This window comes from Paracoccaceae bacterium (assembly GCA_019454225.1).
Taxonomy (GTDB): Bacteria; Pseudomonadota; Alphaproteobacteria; order Rhodobacterales; family Rhodobacteraceae.
The window spans coordinates 610,001-626,176 of record CP075370.1; the positions used below are offsets into that span (position 1 = coordinate 610,001).

At 64.1% G+C, this 16,176-nt stretch carries 14 protein-coding genes, 1 tRNA gene and 2 rRNA genes (1 of these 17 running past the window's edge); 13 read left to right on the forward strand and 4 right to left on the reverse strand.

Going from position 1 to position 16,176, the window contains the following annotated elements; genetic code table 11:
* The 3 genes from KF887_02950 to KF887_02960 form a co-directional block, all read left to right on the forward strand.
* Positions 1 to 2,645: ribosomal RNA gene (locus KF887_02950) — 23S ribosomal RNA — on the forward strand; it begins 192 nt to the left of the window's first position.
* Positions 2,646 to 2,765: 120 nt separating this feature from the next.
* Positions 2,766 to 2,880 (forward strand): 5S ribosomal RNA (rrf, locus tag KF887_02955).
* A gap of 94 nt (positions 2,881 to 2,974) precedes the next feature.
* A tRNA-Met gene (locus KF887_02960) sits at positions 2,975 to 3,051 on the forward strand.
* A 250-nt stretch (positions 3,052 to 3,301) separates the two neighbouring features.
* Here the strand turns inward: KF887_02960 and KF887_02965 are convergent.
* The 3 genes from KF887_02965 to KF887_02975 form a co-directional block, all read right to left on the reverse strand.
* Positions 3,302 to 4,491 (reverse strand): IS3 family transposase gene (locus KF887_02965; protein ID QYK42107.1). Its coding sequence is split into 2 segments (ribosomal slippage): positions 3,302 to 4,233 and positions 4,233 to 4,491, totalling 1,191 coding nucleotides; the frame shifts between segments, so codons are not numbered across the junction.
* Positions 4,492 to 5,012: 521 nt separating this feature from the next.
* Positions 5,013 to 5,519, reverse strand: coding sequence for a hypothetical protein (locus KF887_02970; protein QYK42108.1), 507 nt, complete (start codon positions 5,517 to 5,519; stop codon positions 5,013 to 5,015).
* Positions 5,520 to 5,898: 379 nt separating this feature from the next.
* The gene (locus KF887_02975; GenBank protein ID QYK42109.1) at positions 5,899 to 6,339 is read right to left on the reverse strand and encodes a MarR family transcriptional regulator; all 441 of its coding nucleotides are present in this window, start codon (positions 6,337 to 6,339) and stop codon (positions 5,899 to 5,901) included.
* Between the two features lie 116 nt (positions 6,340 to 6,455).
* Between KF887_02975 and KF887_02980 the strand changes: the two genes are divergently transcribed.
* The gene (locus tag KF887_02980) at positions 6,456 to 7,373 is read left to right on the forward strand and encodes a hypothetical protein (GenBank protein QYK42110.1); all 918 of its coding nucleotides are present in this window, start codon (positions 6,456 to 6,458) and stop codon (positions 7,371 to 7,373) included.
* A 145-nt stretch (positions 7,374 to 7,518) separates the two neighbouring features.
* Here KF887_02980 and KF887_02985 read toward each other — a convergent pair whose 3' ends face one another.
* Positions 7,519 to 8,121 carry a TetR/AcrR family transcriptional regulator gene (locus tag KF887_02985; protein ID QYK42111.1) on the reverse strand — a complete coding sequence of 201 codons (603 nt, stop codon included), beginning with the start codon at positions 8,119 to 8,121 and terminating at the stop codon, positions 7,519 to 7,521.
* A gap of 68 nt (positions 8,122 to 8,189) precedes the next feature.
* On the opposite strand from KF887_02985, the gene KF887_02990 reads away from it, so the two are divergent.
* The 9 genes from KF887_02990 to cysW all read left to right on the forward strand — a co-directional run bounded on the left by KF887_02990 (position 8,190) and on the right by cysW (position 16,171).
* Positions 8,190 to 8,591, forward strand: a complete 402-nt coding sequence (locus KF887_02990; GenBank protein QYK42112.1) for a VOC family protein — start codon at positions 8,190 to 8,192, stop codon at positions 8,589 to 8,591.
* 236 nt (positions 8,592 to 8,827) lie between these two features.
* On the forward strand, positions 8,828 to 9,496 hold the full coding sequence (locus KF887_02995; GenBank protein QYK42113.1) for a GntR family transcriptional regulator: 669 nt from the start codon (positions 8,828 to 8,830) through the stop codon (positions 9,494 to 9,496).
* Positions 9,493 to 10,884 carry an FAD-dependent tricarballylate dehydrogenase TcuA gene (tcuA, locus tag KF887_03000; GenBank protein ID QYK42114.1) on the forward strand — a complete coding sequence of 464 codons (1,392 nt, stop codon included), beginning with the start codon at positions 9,493 to 9,495 and terminating at the stop codon, positions 10,882 to 10,884. Before KF887_02995 ends, tcuA begins: the two co-directional genes overlap by 4 nt.
* Positions 10,874 to 11,968 carry a tricarballylate utilization 4Fe-4S protein TcuB gene (gene tcuB / locus KF887_03005; GenBank protein QYK42115.1) on the forward strand — a complete coding sequence of 365 codons (1,095 nt, stop codon included), beginning with the start codon at positions 10,874 to 10,876 and terminating at the stop codon, positions 11,966 to 11,968. Before tcuA ends, tcuB begins: the two co-directional genes overlap by 11 nt.
* A 255-nt stretch (positions 11,969 to 12,223) precedes the next feature.
* Entirely contained in the window at positions 12,224 to 12,688 is a 465-nt protein-coding gene (locus tag KF887_03010; GenBank protein ID QYK42116.1) for an Rrf2 family transcriptional regulator, read from the forward strand.
* 155 nt (positions 12,689 to 12,843) lie between these two features.
* Positions 12,844 to 13,983, forward strand: coding sequence for a sulfate ABC transporter substrate-binding protein (locus KF887_03015; GenBank protein ID QYK42117.1), 1,140 nt, complete (start codon positions 12,844 to 12,846; stop codon positions 13,981 to 13,983).
* A 1-nt stretch (position 13,984) separates the two neighbouring features.
* Positions 13,985 to 14,836, forward strand: a complete 852-nt coding sequence (gene cysT / locus KF887_03020) for a sulfate ABC transporter permease subunit CysT (GenBank protein QYK42118.1) — start codon at positions 13,985 to 13,987, stop codon at positions 14,834 to 14,836.
* Between the two features lie 25 nt (positions 14,837 to 14,861).
* Positions 14,862 to 15,299, forward strand: coding sequence for a hypothetical protein (locus KF887_03025; protein QYK42119.1), 438 nt, complete (start codon positions 14,862 to 14,864; stop codon positions 15,297 to 15,299).
* A complete protein-coding gene (gene cysW, locus KF887_03030) occupies positions 15,296 to 16,171 on the forward strand; it encodes a sulfate ABC transporter permease subunit CysW (protein QYK42120.1) in 876 nt (291 codons plus the stop codon). The genes KF887_03025 and cysW overlap by 4 nt, the downstream gene beginning before the upstream one ends.
* The last annotated feature ends 5 nt before the right edge of the window (positions 16,172 to 16,176 follow it).

The window sequence follows — 16,176 nt, forward strand, 5'->3', positions numbered from 1 at the left end:
CTCCTGAATACATAGGGGGTTTAGAGCGAACCCGGGGAACTGAAACATCTAAGTACCCGGAGGAAAGGAAATCAACAGAGACTCCGCTAGTAGTGGCGAGCGAACGCGGACCAGCCGAGCCTGGAAGAGTGACTGGAACCGTCTGGAAAGGCGGGCCACAGCGGGTGACAGCCCCGTACAGGAAGCTCCACGGGACATATCAAGTAGGGCGGGACACGTGAAATCCTGTCTGAAGATCGGAGGACCACCTCCGAAGGCTAAGTACTCCTTGCTGACCGATAGCGAACCAGTACCGTGAGGGAAAGGTGAAAAGCACCCCGACGAGGGGAGTGAAACAGTACCTGAAACCGGACGCCTACAAGCAGTCGGAGGGGCCTTGAGCCCTGACGGCGTACCTTTTGTATAATGGGTCAACGACTTGGTCTCACGAGCAAGCTTAAGCCGGTAGGTGGAGGCGCAGCGAAAGCGAGTCTTAACAGGGCGCATGAGTTCGTGGGATCAGACCCGAAACCAGGTGATCTAGCCATGTGCAGGATGAAGGTTGGGTAACACCAACTGGAGGTCCGAACCAACACCCGTTGAAAAGGGTCTGGATGACGTGTGGCTAGGGGTGAAAGGCCAATCAAACCTGGAGATAGCTGGTTCTCCGCGAAAGCTATTTAGGTAGCGCCTCGGACGAATACCCACGGGGGTAGAGCACTGCATGGGTGATGGGGTCCCACAGACTTACTGAGCCTAAGCAAACTCCGAATACCGTGGAGTACTATCCGGGAGACACACGGCGGGTGCTAACGTCCGTCGTGAAGAGGGAAACAACCCTGACCTGCAGCTAAGGCCCCTAATTCATGGCTAAGTGGGAAAGCATGTGGGACGGCCAAAACAACCAGGAGGTTGGCTTAGAAGCAGCCATCCTTTAAAGATAGCGTAACAGCTCACTGGTCTAGACAAGCTGTCCTGCGGCGAAGATGTAACGGGGCTCAAGCCATGAGCCGAAGCTCGGGATGCACAGCGATGTGCGTGGTAGCGGAGCGTTCCGTGATACAGTCCATCATGTCTTGTCCATCCTTCGGGGTGGCGTGGACATGAAGGGCTTTCTGTGAAGCCGGGCCGCAAGGCATCCGGTGGAGAGATCGGAAGCGAGAATGTTGACATGAGTAGCGACAAAGGGGGTGAGAGACCCCCTCGCCGAAAGTCCAAGGGTTCCTGCTTAAAGCTAATCTGAGCAGGGTGAGCCGGCCCCTAAGGCGAGGCCGAAAGGCGTAGTCGATGGGAACCAGGTTAATATTCCTGGGCCAGGAGGATGTGACGGATCCCGAGGGTAGTTCGTTCTTATCGGATTGAACGGGCTGCTTAGGGGTTCCTGGAAATAGCCCTCCATCAGACCGTACCCGAAACCGACACAGGTGGACTGGTAGAGAATACCAAGGCGCTTGAGAGAACCACGTTAAAGGAACTCGGCAAAATGCCTCCGTAAGTTCGCGAGAAGGAGGCCCCGTCAGTACGCAAGTATTGGCGGGGGGCACAGACCAGGGGGTGGCGACTGTTTACTTAAAACACAGGGCTGTGCGAAGCCGCAAGGCGACGTATACAGTCTGACGCCTGCCCGGTGCTGGAAGGTTAAAAGGAGGGGTGCAAGCTCCGAATTGAAGCCCCAGTAAACGGCGGCCGTAACTATAACGGTCCTAAGGTAGCGAAATTCCTTGTCGGGTAAGTTCCGACCTGCACGAATGGCGTAACGATCTCCCCGCTGTCTCTAACGTGGACTCAGCGAAATTGAACTGTGTGTCAAGATGCACACTACCCGCGGTTAGACGGAAAGACCCCATGAACCTTTACTCCAGCTTTGCACTGGCATCAGGAATGTGATGTGCAGGATAGGTGGTAGGCTTTGAAGCGTGGACGCCAGTTCGCGTGGAGCCTCCCTTGAGATACCACCCTTCGCCTTCTTGATGTCTAACCGCGGCCCGTCATCCGGGTCCGGGACCCTGCATGGTGGGGAGTTTGACTGGGGCGGTCGCCTCCCAAACAGTAACGGAGGCGCGCGATGGTGGGCTCAGACCGGTCGGAAATCGGTCGTCGAGTGCAATGGCAGAAGCCCGCCTGACTGCAAGACTGACAAGTCGAGCAGAGACGAAAGTCGGCCATAGTGATCCGGTGGTCCCAAGTGGGAGGGCCATCGCTCAACGGATAAAAGGTACTCTGGGGATAACAGGCTGATGATGCCCAAGAGTCCATATCGACGGCATCGTTTGGCACCTCGATGTCGGCTCATCTCATCCTGGGGCTGGAGCAGGTCCCAAGGGTATGGCTGTTCGCCATTTAAAGAGGTACGTGAGCTGGGTTTAGAACGTCGTGAGACAGTTCGGTCCCTATCTGCCGTGGGTGTAGGAGACTTGCGAAGAGTTGCCCCTAGTACGAGAGGACCGGGGTGAACGAACCACTGGTGGACCAGTTGTCGTGCCAACGGCAGTGCTGGGTAGCTATGTTCGGACAGGATAACCGCTGAAGGCATCTAAGCGGGAAGCCCCCTTCAAAACAAGGTCTCCCCTGAGGGCCGTGGAAGACCACCACGTCGATAGGCCGGAGGTGCAAGCGCAGCAATGCGTTCAGCTGACCGGTACTAATTGCCCGATAGGCTTGATTTGATCCAGTAACCGCAGGGAAACCCCCGCGCCTGGAACGTCAGAAGCAACACGGACTTGGAACAGAACTGATGATGCGGCAAAAGGTGCCACAGGCACCCGCGCCGCGCGTTTCTTCTTCGGTCTGGTGGCCATAGCACGCGCAAAACTCCCGATCCCTTCCCGAACTCGGCCGATAAGTGCCGTCGCGCCAATGGTACTGCGTCTCAAGACGCGGGAGAGTAGGTCACCGCCAGACCAAACAAGAAACGAAAACCCTCTCAACAGTCAAAACCATGCAGTGTCCCCGAAAGGGAACCGGCAGGCAGAACATGTCATTGCCTGCCAAATGGCGCGGGGTGGAGCAGCCCGGTAGCTCGTCAGGCTCATAACCTGAAGGCCGCAGGTTCAAATCCTGCCCCCGCAACCATCTTTACTTGCGCCCCCGTAGCCAACGCTGCGGGGCTTTTTGCTATCTCCCACGCAGGTCAACAATAGGTCAACAAACGAGCCAAAACTACGTGGAAGATCAGTGGGATAGTAGGCCAGCAGGATCAGAAACGTGTGAAAACCGCAGAAGACGGAGGTAGACAGGTTCTGCGGTCTATGCTGCCGCTTTGAACCAAATCTCCCCTGACCATGCGCAGACTGGATCAGTCCGGTGACGTTGCCCCCGACCTTTATCCAGCGTGAGCGAGACTCCGGGTTTGAGTTTTGCCCATTTGGGCGGTTTGGGCAACGGGGGCTGGCGCGGAGCTTTGCGGGTTGCGCAGCGTCAGGCCCCATTGCGGGGTGAAGGTTTGGGCGAACTCGGCAGGGGTCTGCCATCCGAGGCGGGAGTGGGGGCGTTCGGTGTTGTAGTCCTTGCGCCAGGCCGCGAGCGTGGCGCGGGCGTGGTTCAGGGACGGGAACAGCGTTTCGTTCAAAAGCTCGTCGCGCAGGCGGCCATTGAAGCTCTCGATGAAGGCGTTCTGGGTCGGCTTGCCCGGCGCGATGTAGTGCCAGTCGATCTTGCGGTCGTCCGCGAAGGTCAGGATCGCGTTCGAGGTGAACTCGGTGCCATTGTCGCTTACCACTGTTCCTGGCTTGCCGTGGGTCTCGAACAGCGTGGCCAGTTCCCGCGCCACCCGTGCGCCTGAGAGCGAGGTGTCGGCGATGAGGGCGAGGCATTCCCGTGTGCAGTCGTCGACCACGGTCATGATCCGGAAGCGGCGGCCATCGGTCAGCTGGTCGGAGACAAAGTCGAGCGACCACCGCTGGTTCGGCATCAGCGGCAGCGCCATCGGGGCTCGCGTGCCAATGGCCCGTTTGCGGCCACCGCGACGCCGGACATGCAGCCGTTCTTCGCGGTAGATGCGGAACAAGCGCTTATGGTTCACCTCGTGGCCTTCGCGGCGCAGAAACACATGCAGCCGCCGATAGCCGAACCGGCGGCGCACCCTCGCCAACTCCTTCAGCCGCTCGCGCAGCACAGGGTCGTCCTGCCGGATCGCCTCGTAGCGCATGGTCATCCGGCAACAGCCGATCACCCGACACGCCCGCCGTTCGCTCATCCCGTGGCCCGCCACCAGATGCGCGACTGCTTGCCGCTTCGCGGCGGGCGTCACCACTTTTTTCCAAGGAGATCCTTCAGCGCGGCATTATCCAGCATCGCGTCCGCCAGCAGCCGTTTCAGACGGGCGTTCTCGTCCTCGAGCCCCTTCAGGCGCTTGGCCTCGCTGACATCCATGCCGCCATACTTGGCCTTCCACTTGTAGACGGTCGCATCGCTGACGCCGTGCTTGCGGCACAGATCGGCAACGGAAACCCCGGCCTCATGCTCCTTCAGAATGCCGATGATCTGATCTTCAGTGAACCTGCTGCGCTTCATCTCTGGTCCTCTCGGTTGGGCCAGAACCTATCTCGAACTGGATTAGGTGGAGGGGGCAACGTCACCGGCCATCCTCAACGCTACGAGCCGTGCCGACGACGACATTCCAGATGGAAACCGTAGGACGACGGTCGCTGACGCGCTCAAGTTCGGGCGCGACGAACTGGATGGCGAACTCACGCGGGTCGTCGCTGCAGCATTGTCGACAAGAACGGCGTGCCGCCAGCTCTCGGTGCTGCCGCACAGACAGCGGGGCGAACCGCGGTGGCCGACAAGACGTTTCGTCTCGCCGAGGGCATCAGCGAGGAAGAACACGCAGTCGCCCTGTCGGTACTCGACCGCATTCGACGCAGGGTGGATGAACTGCTGCGTCCGTGAGTTCGAGGTTGCGGTACAGGGCGGGAACCTCTCCGGGGAGTGACTTTCCCCGTGATCGGCTCGCAACGGCGCCCTTCCTGTCAACAAGGGGCGGTGACAGACCCACCCGCTCGGCCATCGCGGCCCGCGACGAACCCCGCTCTTCAGGATCCGGCAATCGCATCTAGAGGCGCAATGTGCATCGGCAGGATATGTTCCAGCGCGCCGACCTCTTCGACATTGTGCCGAAGCCATCCGCGGCCCATGGCTTCTGTAAATACCAGGCGATGGATCAGCGCGTTCAGCGGCCGCCCAAGCACCGGAAGCGCAACCCCTACCGTCAAGGTGGAACGGTAGATTGTTCCGTCGGCGGCGGCGGTGAAGTCGTGGCTGAGCCTCGACACTTCCACGCCGGCGCGTCGGTTGACGAGTGTGATGCCGCTTTCGTCGAGGCGCAGGACGTCTTCGACCACGTCGATGAAGTTGGCAAGGTCGGCATTGAACGCTTCCACGATCCGGAACCTTGCGCCGACGCCCGCGCCACCCCCGGGTGCTTGCGCTGCCAGTTCCCAATGGATGTGGTCATACGGGTGCCAGACCAGGTACTTCGGGATGAGGACGCCGCCAATGTCCATATCGCCGCCAATGTTGCGAAACCACCAGACAAGCATTCGCGGTGAAATGCCCTGCAAGGGCGCGTGTTCAATGCTGCAGACCATCCTGCCGTGAAGGTCGTAGGACAGATTCGTCTGCGCAGAGGACAAGGGCCTGAGGGTCCAGGGGACCTCTCGCGGTGGGGGCAATGGCCAGGTGCGCTTCATGAGGGGCCTCTTGCGGGCTGTCCCGGGAGTCCCGGGAGCGAAGGGAATCGTCCATATCGACAGGATTCTTCACCGAGACTCCATGCTGTCTACCCCCCGAGCGCAGCATGGGCTTTTCCGGCGTGCCGTCAGGATTGGGCCGAGGTCTCGATACTGACTGACCCGCAGATTCGGAAACCGGCGGCTAGGTCCTCGCGGAGCTGAGGGTCGGGCGTGGCCTGCACACCCATCAGAGGCTGGCAAGGAGCTTGCGCAGGAGCCGCGCGAGTTCGGCGCGTTCACCGGGGTCGAGGGTGGCGACCATGCGGGTCTGGCCTTCGGTCATTGCGGGCACGAGCATATCGGTCAGCGCAAGAGCCTTGTCGGTCAGCGAGACGAGGGTCCCGCGCCGGTCCTGCGGGTTCGGGGTCCGGGTGACCCATTCGCCGCGTTCAAGGCGGTCGATCAGTGCGGTCATGCCGCCGGAGCTCATCATCATTGCATCGAAAAGTTGGGTTGGGGTCATGCGGAAGGGCCGACCGGAGCGGCGCAGGGTGAGGATCGCATCGAGTTCGGCACGCTGCAGGCCGTGCGGCGCGATCAGGGGCTCGATCCAGTCGCGGGCGGTGCGCAGGCCGATTTCGGAGATCCGGCCGAGGATCTCCATCCCTTCAAGGTCGAGGCCCGGCATCTCGCGCGCCCATTGGGCGACGGCAAGCGAGGCGCGATCTTTTTGACTTGACATCAAGATACTTTCTAAGAAGTTTCTTTACATCTTGAAGCTAGGGCCTCACGGAGTTCCGATCAATGAAAAGCTCCCTCGCTGCAGCCAGCCGAGAACCAGCCGTGGCCGAACCCGCACTGCTCGCGCCCGCACTCCTCGTCGTCTCGGGCACGTTGCTTGCCGTGACGATCCTGTTCTCAAAGCTGGCCGCAGAGGCAGGGATGCAGATGCTGTGGTTCCTGGTGGCCGTGATGGGCGGGTCAGGTGCGGTTCTGATCGCGGTTGCGATGGCTGCCGGGACGGGGTGTGGACTCGGGCGATTTCTCATCTACGCTATGGGCGCGGGCGTGTTTGCTGCCGTGCCGACGGCCTGCGGATATCTCACGGTTGCGCGGGTCGGTGCGGGGTTCATCTCGTTCACGATGGCGTTCCCGGTGCTGCTCACCTTCCTGTTGGCGCTGGCCCTGCGGATGGACCGTGCGACACCAATGAAGCTGGCCGCCGTCGCCTCCGCCCTTGCCGGCGGGCTGGTCCTTGCGTTTGGCAAGGCAGCAGCGCCGGGGGGCGATGCCGTCGCGATCGCGGCGACCTCCGCAATCCCGGTCCTGCTTGCCATCGGGAACCTCTACCGGACGCGGTTCTGGCCGCGGGATGCGCGGCCGCTGCCGCTTGCCGCGCTCACACTCCTGGCAGCGGCTGCGCTGACGCTTCCGGTCGCGGTCCTGGTAGAGGGGGCGCCGCATAGCCTCGCGCCGAACGGCGGCGCATTGACGGCCGCGGCAGTCGCCGTCTTCGCAGCGCAATACGCATTCCATTTCCGCCTGCAAAGAGCGGCCGGGCCGGTCTACATGAGCCAGATCGGCACGGTCGCGGCGGTGACGGGAGCGGTGATGGCTGTCCTTCTTGCAGGCGAGGCGTTGCCGCCGGGCTTCTGGGCGGCCGCAGGGTTGGTCCTGCTGGGCGCGGGCGCCTTCCAGATCGCGCGAAGCCGTGCTTCCTGACCAGGTCCGGAGTGGGCGCCTTGACCCGGCGATGCAGGCTGTTCGCCCCGCCGCATATGTACCCGCAGCGGTGGTCGCGCCTCTCAGGAGAACGATCCCGGTGACGGCCCAAGGCCACTCCTTCCTGTGGAGAGGCGAGAGCCCTTCAATCGCGACTGCGTGACGCGAGCCCGGACAAGACCTGGTCGATTGCGGCACGATACGACGTCGCGGGTGCCCCCTCCGATACAGCCAGCGCAGCCCGATCAAACAACGATGACAAGAGATCCGAGAGCGCGGTGAGCGTTGGCTGATCGACCTTGCCATGCCCCATGAGGTCACTCAGACCGAGTTCGAGGCTCGCACGTGCGTATCGTCGGTCGATCTCGGCCATCTCGGCCTCGCCCAGAACGGCCGGCCCGTCAACGAGAAGCAGCCGGGTCCTTCCGGCGACTTGCATCGCCTTCAGATAGGCTTCGGTTCCTCTGAGCAGCGCATCAAGCGGTGAAAGTTCACCGATACCGGCCTCCGAGGCGGATATCGCCTCGGCCACGCGTTCTGCTTCGCGTTCCAGAACTGCCCGAAGAACCGCCTTCTTGTCCGGGTAGTGATGGTAGAGCGCGCCGCGGGTCGTACCGGCGCGCTGCGCAATCATCGGGGTGCTGCTGCTTGCAAAACCGAGCTCCACAAACAGCGCGCGCGCTGCATCGAGCAGGGCGGTCTGGGTCTCCCGAGATCGGACTTCGTTGGATCGTCTTTCAACTTGCATACAGTCTGTCTGTTTGTTAATGACGGGTCACATGCAGGCAGCTTGCATGTTTTGAGCGGAGAGCCAACATGAAAGTGACCAGCTACTACCCCGTGCTGATGGTGGACGACGTGACCACCACATCCGCCTTCTACATCGCGCATTTCGGCTTCAGGCCACTCTTCGAGACAGACTGGTATGTCCATCTGCAATCCAAGAAGAACGACGCGGTGAACCTTGCCATACTGAACGGCCAGCACGAGACCGTCCCCGAAATCGGCCGCGGACGGGCGGGTGGGCTCCTCTTGAACTTCGAAGTCGAGGATGTTGACGCGATCCATGAGGTGCTCGTGAAGGCCGGGCTGCCGATCCACCTGTCGTTGCGCGATGAAGCCTTTGGTCAACGCCACTTCATCACGTCCGACCCGAACGGCGTCCTGATCGACGTGATCAAGGTAATCCCGCCAACCGGCGAGTTTGCAGATGCCTAGCGCGAAGGGGCGGTGTGAGGGTTCGGACGCAACAGTCGTCGCGTCTGCCCTTCCTTGATCCATCGAGAAGCAAGATCCAACATGCGCAGCCGGTGCAGGTCGCCCATGCACCGCCCCCGCCCGATCGCCTCGGCGTCGCACCGCGTCGGGCCATGTCGGGCGGCATGATGTCTCCTTGCGCAGATTTGTATCCAACTGTATACATCAGGACACAATCACCGCAAGCGAGTCGTTTCATGTCCGATGACAGCGAGCTTCCCCAGGGCCAGAACGCCTATCGTCGCCTGCTGGATGACATCCGCAACGGGACCCTGCCTCCCGGTGCGCGCCTGCGCGAAACCGATCTGGCGGACCGGCTGGGCATCAGCCGCACGCCCGTGCGCGAGGCGATCCGCCAGCTGGAGGCAGATGGACTGGTGATCCACCTGCCCCGGCAGGGCGCCACGATCCGCAGTCTTGACCATGCCGAGGTGGTCGAGCTTTACGAAATGCGCGCCGTGCTGGAGGGAACCGCCGCGCGACTGGCGGCGCGGGCGGCGTCCGACATCGAGCTGGCCGAACTGGCGGCCCTGAACGCGGAACTGGCCGCGAGCCCGGCCGGCCCCGCCGCGCGCGAGGTGAACCGGCAGTTCCACCGCAGCCTGCTGGATGCCGCACGCAACCGCTTTCTGCTGAAGTCCATGAGCGCGCTGCAAAAGACCCTGCTGATCCTGGGCCCGACCACGCTGGCCGACCCCGCGCGCGCCGAGGCTGCCGTGGCCGAACATGCCGCCGTCCTTGCGGCACTGAACGCCCGCGACGGGGCCGAAGCCGAGGCCGCGATGCGCGCCCATGTCGGCGCGGCCCTCTCGGCCCGCCTGCGCGGCATGCGGGGCCGCGACCTGCCGATGGAGGATGACGCATGACCGACTGGCCCGAAGCCTTCGATCTGGCGGTGGTCGGCGGCGGCAATGCGGCCCTCTGCGCCGCGATCACCGCAGCCGAGGCCGGCGCCAGCGTCCTGATCCTGGAAAGCGCGCCCTTGCCCTATCGCGGCGGCAACAGCCGCCACACCCGCAACTTCCGCTGCATGCACAAGGGGCCGATGTTCCCCCTGACCGGCCAGTATGAGGAAGACGAATACCTGCACGACCTGATGCTGGTGACCAAGGGCAAGACCGACGAAGGGCTGGCCCGGCTGGCCATCCGCACTTCCGAGGAATGCCTGCCCTGGATGCAGGCCCATGGCGTGCGGTTCCAGCCCTCGCTGTCCGGAACCCTATCCCTGTCGCGGACCAACGCCTTCTTCCTGGGGGGCGGCAAGGCGCTGGTGAACGCCTACTACAACACCGCCGCCGACCTTGGCGTGAAGGTCGCCTACGAGGCCGAGGTGACGCATGTCCACCTGGACGGCGACCGGATCACCCATCTGGAGGCAACCATTGCCGGCACGCCCGTCACGGTCCGGGCGCGGGCCTTCGTCCTCGCCTCGGGCGGGTTTCAGGCCGATATCGACTGGCTGGCCCGGGCCTGGGGCCCCGCCGCGCGCAACTTCCTGATCCGGGGTACGCCCTACAACCGCGGCGTGGTGCTGCGCGACATGCTGGACCAGGGCGCCGAACAGGTGGGCGATCCGACGCAATGCCATGCCGTCGCCATCGACGGGCGCGCGCCCAAATTCGACGGCGGCATCGTCACCCGGCTGGACTGCGTGCCGTTCTCCATTGTGGTGAACCGCGACGGCGACCGGTTCTATGACGAGGGCGAGGATGTCTGGCCAAAGCGCTATGCCATCTGGGGGCGGCTGGTTGCGGCGCAGCCCGACCAGGTGGGCTATGCGCTGATCGACGCGAAATCCATCGACCTGTTCATGCCCTCGGTCTTCCCCCCGGTGAAGGCCGACACGATCGAAGGGCTGGCCTCGGCGATGGGCCTTGATCCGCAGGCGGTGCGCCGCACGGTCGACGGCTTCAACGCCGCCTGCCGCCCCGGCCCGTTCCACCCCACCGAACTGGACGGGTTGCGCACCGAAGGGCTGAACGTCCCCAAGACGAACTGGGCCCGCCCGCTGGATACGCCCCCCTTCTACGGCTACCAGCTGCGCCCCGGCGTGACCTTCACCTATCTGGGTCTGAAGGTGGACGCCCGCGCGCAGGTCCATACCTCCCAGGGCCCGGTTCGCAACCTCTGGGCGGCGGGCGAGATCATGGCCGGCTCGATCCTGGGCCAGGGCTATCTGGCAGGCTTCGGCATGACCATCGGCACCGTCTTCGGACGCATCGCAGGCAGGGAGGCCGCCGCCCATGTCGCTTGACCTTTCGACCCTGACCCCCACCGAGGAAGCCCGCCGCCAGATCGAGATCTGCAATGCCTGCCGCTATTGCGAAGGCTTCTGTGCGGTCTTTCCGGCGATGACCCGCCAGAAGGCATTCTCGGACGGCGACCTGACGCAGCTTGCGAACCTCTGCCACAACTGCCGGGGCTGCTATTACGCCTGCCAGTATACGGCGCCGCATGAATTCGCGCTGAACATCCCCGCCGCGCTGGCCGAGGTGCGGGTGGAAAGCTGGGAACGTCTGGCCCGCCCGCAGGCCCTGGCCCGGCTGTTCCAGACGCACGGGGTCGCGGTGGCGGGCCTGCTGGTCGTGGTGCTGGCCTGGTTCTTCTGGGCGCTCTTCGCCTGGCGGCCCGACACGGGCGCGGGGTTCTATGCCCATCTGGCCCACAACACGATGGTCGCGATCTTCGCCCCGGCCTTTCTGGCACCGCTTGCCCTGATCGCGCTTTCCATCCGCGACTTCTGGCGCGAGGTGGGCGGGGGTCAAGTGCGGCTGGCCCATCTGGTCACTGCCCTGTCCGGTGCCGCCCGGATGAAGAACCTGTCCGGCGGCCATGGCGAGGGCTGCAACTTCGAGAACGGCGACCGCTTTTCCGACCGCCGCCGGGTGTTCCACCAGCTGATGATGTACGGCTTCCTGCTGTGCTTCGCCTCCACCGCCAGCGCCACGGTGATGCACTATGCCCTTGGCTGGGAAGCACCCTATCCGCTGTGGTCGCTCCCAAAGCTCTTCGGTGTGCCCGGAGGGGTCATGATGGTTGCAGGCACCATCGGGCTGGTCCGGCTGAAGCTCGCCGCCGACCCGGAGCTTGGCGCGGCGCGGGTCTGGGGCGCAGAGATGGCCTTTGTGCTGCTGCTGGGCCTGGTCGCCCTGACGGGGCTCGCGCTCTATGCGGCAACCGGCACCGGGATCGTCGGCCCGCTGCTCGCCCTGCACCTGGCAAGCGTGATGGTCCTGTTCCTGCTGATGCCCTACTCCAAGATGGTGCACGGCTTCTACCGTCTTGCCGCCCTGGTCGCCGAGGCTGGCAAGCCCGAACCCGTGCGCGGGGGCGAATGACGGGGGCCTGCGCCATCGCCCGGACCTCCCGCGTGTCGGGCGCGGCAATCTTCTCGGTGACGATGGCGATCTTGCGCAGGTCCGGGTTCGCCCGGATCGGTTCGGCCACGCCTGGGGCGTTCGAACGACGCAAGCTCCATGCCGGCGCGGCACGGATGGCGTTGCCTTTCAGACTGATCCGACGACCCGATAATACACGATAGACTTGGGCGTGATGTCTGTTGAGCCGCAGCCCGGCCAAGCGTATTCAGGGTCATGATCACGCAGAAGATGAAGTATGCCCTGAAGGCCCTGATGGAACTTGCCACCGAGCGGGCGGGCGAGGGGCAGCCGCTGCGGATCGAGGAAATCGCCAAGCGGTCCGGCACGCCGAAGCGGTTCCTCGAACACATCCTGCTCGAGGTTCGGAACGCGGGCTTCATCGCCTCGGTCCGGGGGCGGCACGGTGGCTATGTGTTGATCAAGAGCCCGGGCGAGGTTCCGCTGAGCGAACTGATGCGGCTGATCGACGGGCCCATCGCGCCATTGCCCTGCCTGTCGCGCCGGGCCTATCAGCGCTGCGAGGACTGTTCCGACGAAGAAACCTGCCGTCTGCGCAAGGTGTTCGCGCAGGTGTTCTGGTCCTACCTGCTGCTGATCGACTCGCTGACCCTGGCCGATCTTGTCGGCCCGGCCGAATCGGCCAACCCCACCGAGGCGGCTCGGCAACTGGGCGTCTGAGCCCGCTTTCGCGTGCCAGAGTCCACCTGGAGAGAATGTTTCTCTCTTTTCACGACAAACTTTGACGTGATTATTCCGTTGATTTTCTCGACTACCTCTGTCGTGATTATCGTCATGGAGGCAGCGCGCCTCTGACACGAACAGGAGGCCTCGTCATGATCCACACCGTCTTCGTCTCGCCGCATGTCCAGGCACAGGGCCCGCTGATCGAACGGCTGCCCGACGGTCGCCTGCTGATCGAGGCCGGGGGCCGCAAGGTTGCCGGACATCCCGTGCCACGCGAAACCCCGCGTGCCCGTGGCTGGAAAGCCGTGATTGCCGCCGCGCTGATCGGGGTCGGCTCGCTGGGTTCGGCTGCCCCGCAGGCGCAGGCCGATACGCTGCTCAACGTCAGCTACGACCCCACGCGCGAGTTCTACCGCGAATACAACACATGGTTCGCCGACTGGTGGGTGGCGCAGGGCAACGCCGCCCCGACCATCGAGCAGTCGCACGGAGGATCAGGCGCGCAGGCCCGCGCGGTGATCGACGGGCTGGCGGCCGACGTGGTGACGCTGGCGCTTGCGGGCGACATTGATCGCATCGCCAAGGACACCGGCAAGATCCCGGCCGACTGGCAGTCGAAACTGCCGCACAACTCCTCGCCCTACACGTCGACCATCGTGTTCCTTGTGCGAGAGGGCAATCCCAAGAGCCTGCAGGACTGGGATGACCTGGTCGCCGAAGGCGTCGCCGTGATCACCCCGAATCCCAAGACCAGCGGCGGGGCGCGGTGGAACTATCTTGCGGCCTGGGGCTATGCCGAGAAGAACGGGTTGGACCCGCGTGTCTTCGTGGCGTCGCTTTACAAGAACGTCCCCGTGCTGGACACCGCCGCCCGCGGCGCCACCACCACCTTTGCGCAGCGCGGTATCGGCGACGTGCTCTTGGCGTGGGAGAACGAGGCCTACCTTGCGCTCAAGGAACTGGGCGAGGACCAGTTCGACATCGTCGTCCCGTCGATCAGCGTTCTTGCCGAACCGCCTGTCGCACTGGTCGAGGGCAACCTTGCCAATGACGCCGAACGCGCGCTGGCTACGGCCTATCTGGAACAACTCTACAGCGCCGAGGCGCAGGCGCTGGCGCTGAAGCACTTCTACCGCGCCTGGGACACCTCGAAGGCCGCACCCGACGACGTGGCACGCTTCCCCGAACTGGAGCGGCTGACGATCGCCGACTTCGGCGGATGGGCCAAGGTGCAGCCCGAACACTTCGGCGACGGCGGCATCTTCGACCAGATCTATCAGGCGCAGTGACATGACCGCGCGTCCCTTCACCTTGCGCAATCCCACCCCGATGCCGGGGTGGGGTCTGTCCTTCGGGATCATGGTCACGATGCTGTCCGTCATCGTGCTGATCCCCATGGCCGTGCTGCTGTGGCGCGGCCTCATTGGCTTCGGTGCGGTCGAGATGTGGGAGGTGGTCAACCGTCCCCGCGTCTGGTCGGCGCTGGAACTGTCGTTCCGCGCGGCGCTGGTGGCGTCGCTGTTCAACCTGGTGTTCGGGGTGCTGCTCGCCTGGGTGCTGGTGCGCTACCGCTTCCCCGGCAAGCGGCTGATCGACGCCGCGGTGGACCTGCCCTTTGCCCTGCCGACCGCCGTCGCGGGCATCGCGCTGACCGCGATCTATGCGCCGAACGGCGTGTTCGGATCGGTGATCGGCAACGCCTTCGGCATCCGGGTGGCCTATACCGAACTGGGCATCTGGATCGCGCTGATCTTCGTCGGCCTGCCCTTCGTCGTGCGCACCGTCCAGCCGGTGATCGAAGAGATCGACCGCGAGACCGAGGAAGCCTCGGCCACCCTTGGCGCCAGCCGCCTGCGCACGCTGACACATGTGGTGCTGCCGATGCTCGCCCCCGCCGCGCTGACGGGTTTCGCGCTGGCGCTGGCCCGGTCGGTCGGGGAATACGGCTCGGTCATCTTCATCGCGGGCAACCTGCCGAACGTGACCGAGATCGCCCCCCTCCTGATCGTCATCCGCCTGGAAGAGTTCGACTATGACGGCGCCGTCGCCATCGCCATCGCGATGCTGGTGATTTCCTTCACGCTGCTTCTGGCCATCAACCTGATCCAGATCTGGAGCCGCCGCCGCATGGGCGCGGTGTGACCCCCCGTTGAATATGGAGCCTGCCATGATTCTTCCCCCGGCCGTGACACCGACCCGTCCCCATCTGAGCGCCCGCCAGGTTGCTGCGCGGCGTCGCTTCGTGGGCGAACTGCAGAAACGGAACATCGAAGCAGAGACCAGGGCCAACAGAAAGCTGGCCTCGCCCTCGGACCCTCTGCGCGGCCGCGCCCATGCGGCCTTCTACGAGGTCGTAACCCCAGGCGAACTGGCGCTGGATGCCGCGCTTGACGTCTATGCCGCCGAAATCGACAGCCTCCGGGTCAAGGTCGCCGATCTGACCGAAGTGCTGAAGCTGATCCGCAGCTATTCCTGCGAGCAATGGCTGCGGAACCTCTCCGCCGCCACCCTGACCGCGGGGCCGGGCGATCTGCGCCAGCATTTTCCGGGAACCCTTTTCGACCCCGAGGTCGCCACGGCCGCGGATACCGAGTGGCCGCAATGACCGTCAGTCCCGCGATCCGTCCCACCCGCCGCTTCCGCTCCGCCACCACGGAACCTGCCGTGGTGAAATGGGCGCTGATCGCGCTCTGCCTTGCGGTGCTGACGATCCTCCTGTTCGCGCCCCTGATCGCCGTCTTCGACGAGGCGCTGCGGCGCGGCTGGGCCCTTGCGCTGGCCTCGCTGTCGGAACCCGACGCGCAGGCGGCGATCCGGCTGACGCTGACGGTCGCCGCCATCGTCGTGCCGCTGAACGCGGCCTTCGGCATCGCCGCCGCCTGGGCCATCACCAAGTTCGACTGGCGCGGCAAGGCATGGGTGATCACGCTGATCGACCTGCCGTTTTCGGTCTCGCCTGTCGTGGCGGGCCTGCTGTTCGTCCTGATGTTCGGCGCGAACTCGGCACTTGGCGCATGGCTCGTGGCCAGCGGGTTCCCCATCGTCTTTGCCGTGCCGGGCATCGTGCTGGCGACGCTCTTCATCACATTCCCCTTCGTCGCGCGCGAACTGATTCCCGTCATGCTGGAACAGGGCCGCGCCGAAGAGGAAGCGGCACTGACCCTGGGCGCGTCCGGCTGGCGGATGTTCCTGACCGTGACGCTGCCCAACATCCGCTGGGCGCTGCTTTATGGCGTGCTGCTCTGCAACGCCCGCGCCATGGGCGAATTCGGCGCGGTGGCCGTGGTTTCGGGCAAGATCCGGGGCCAGACCACCACGATGCCGCTGATGATCGAGATGTTCTACAACGAATACCTCTCGGTCGCTGCCTTCACGATGGCAGGCGTCCTGGCGCTTCTCGCCTTCGTCACGCTGACGCTCAAGACGGCCCTGGAATGGCGCTATGCCGACCAGCTGGCCGCATCCCACCGCCATTGAGGAAG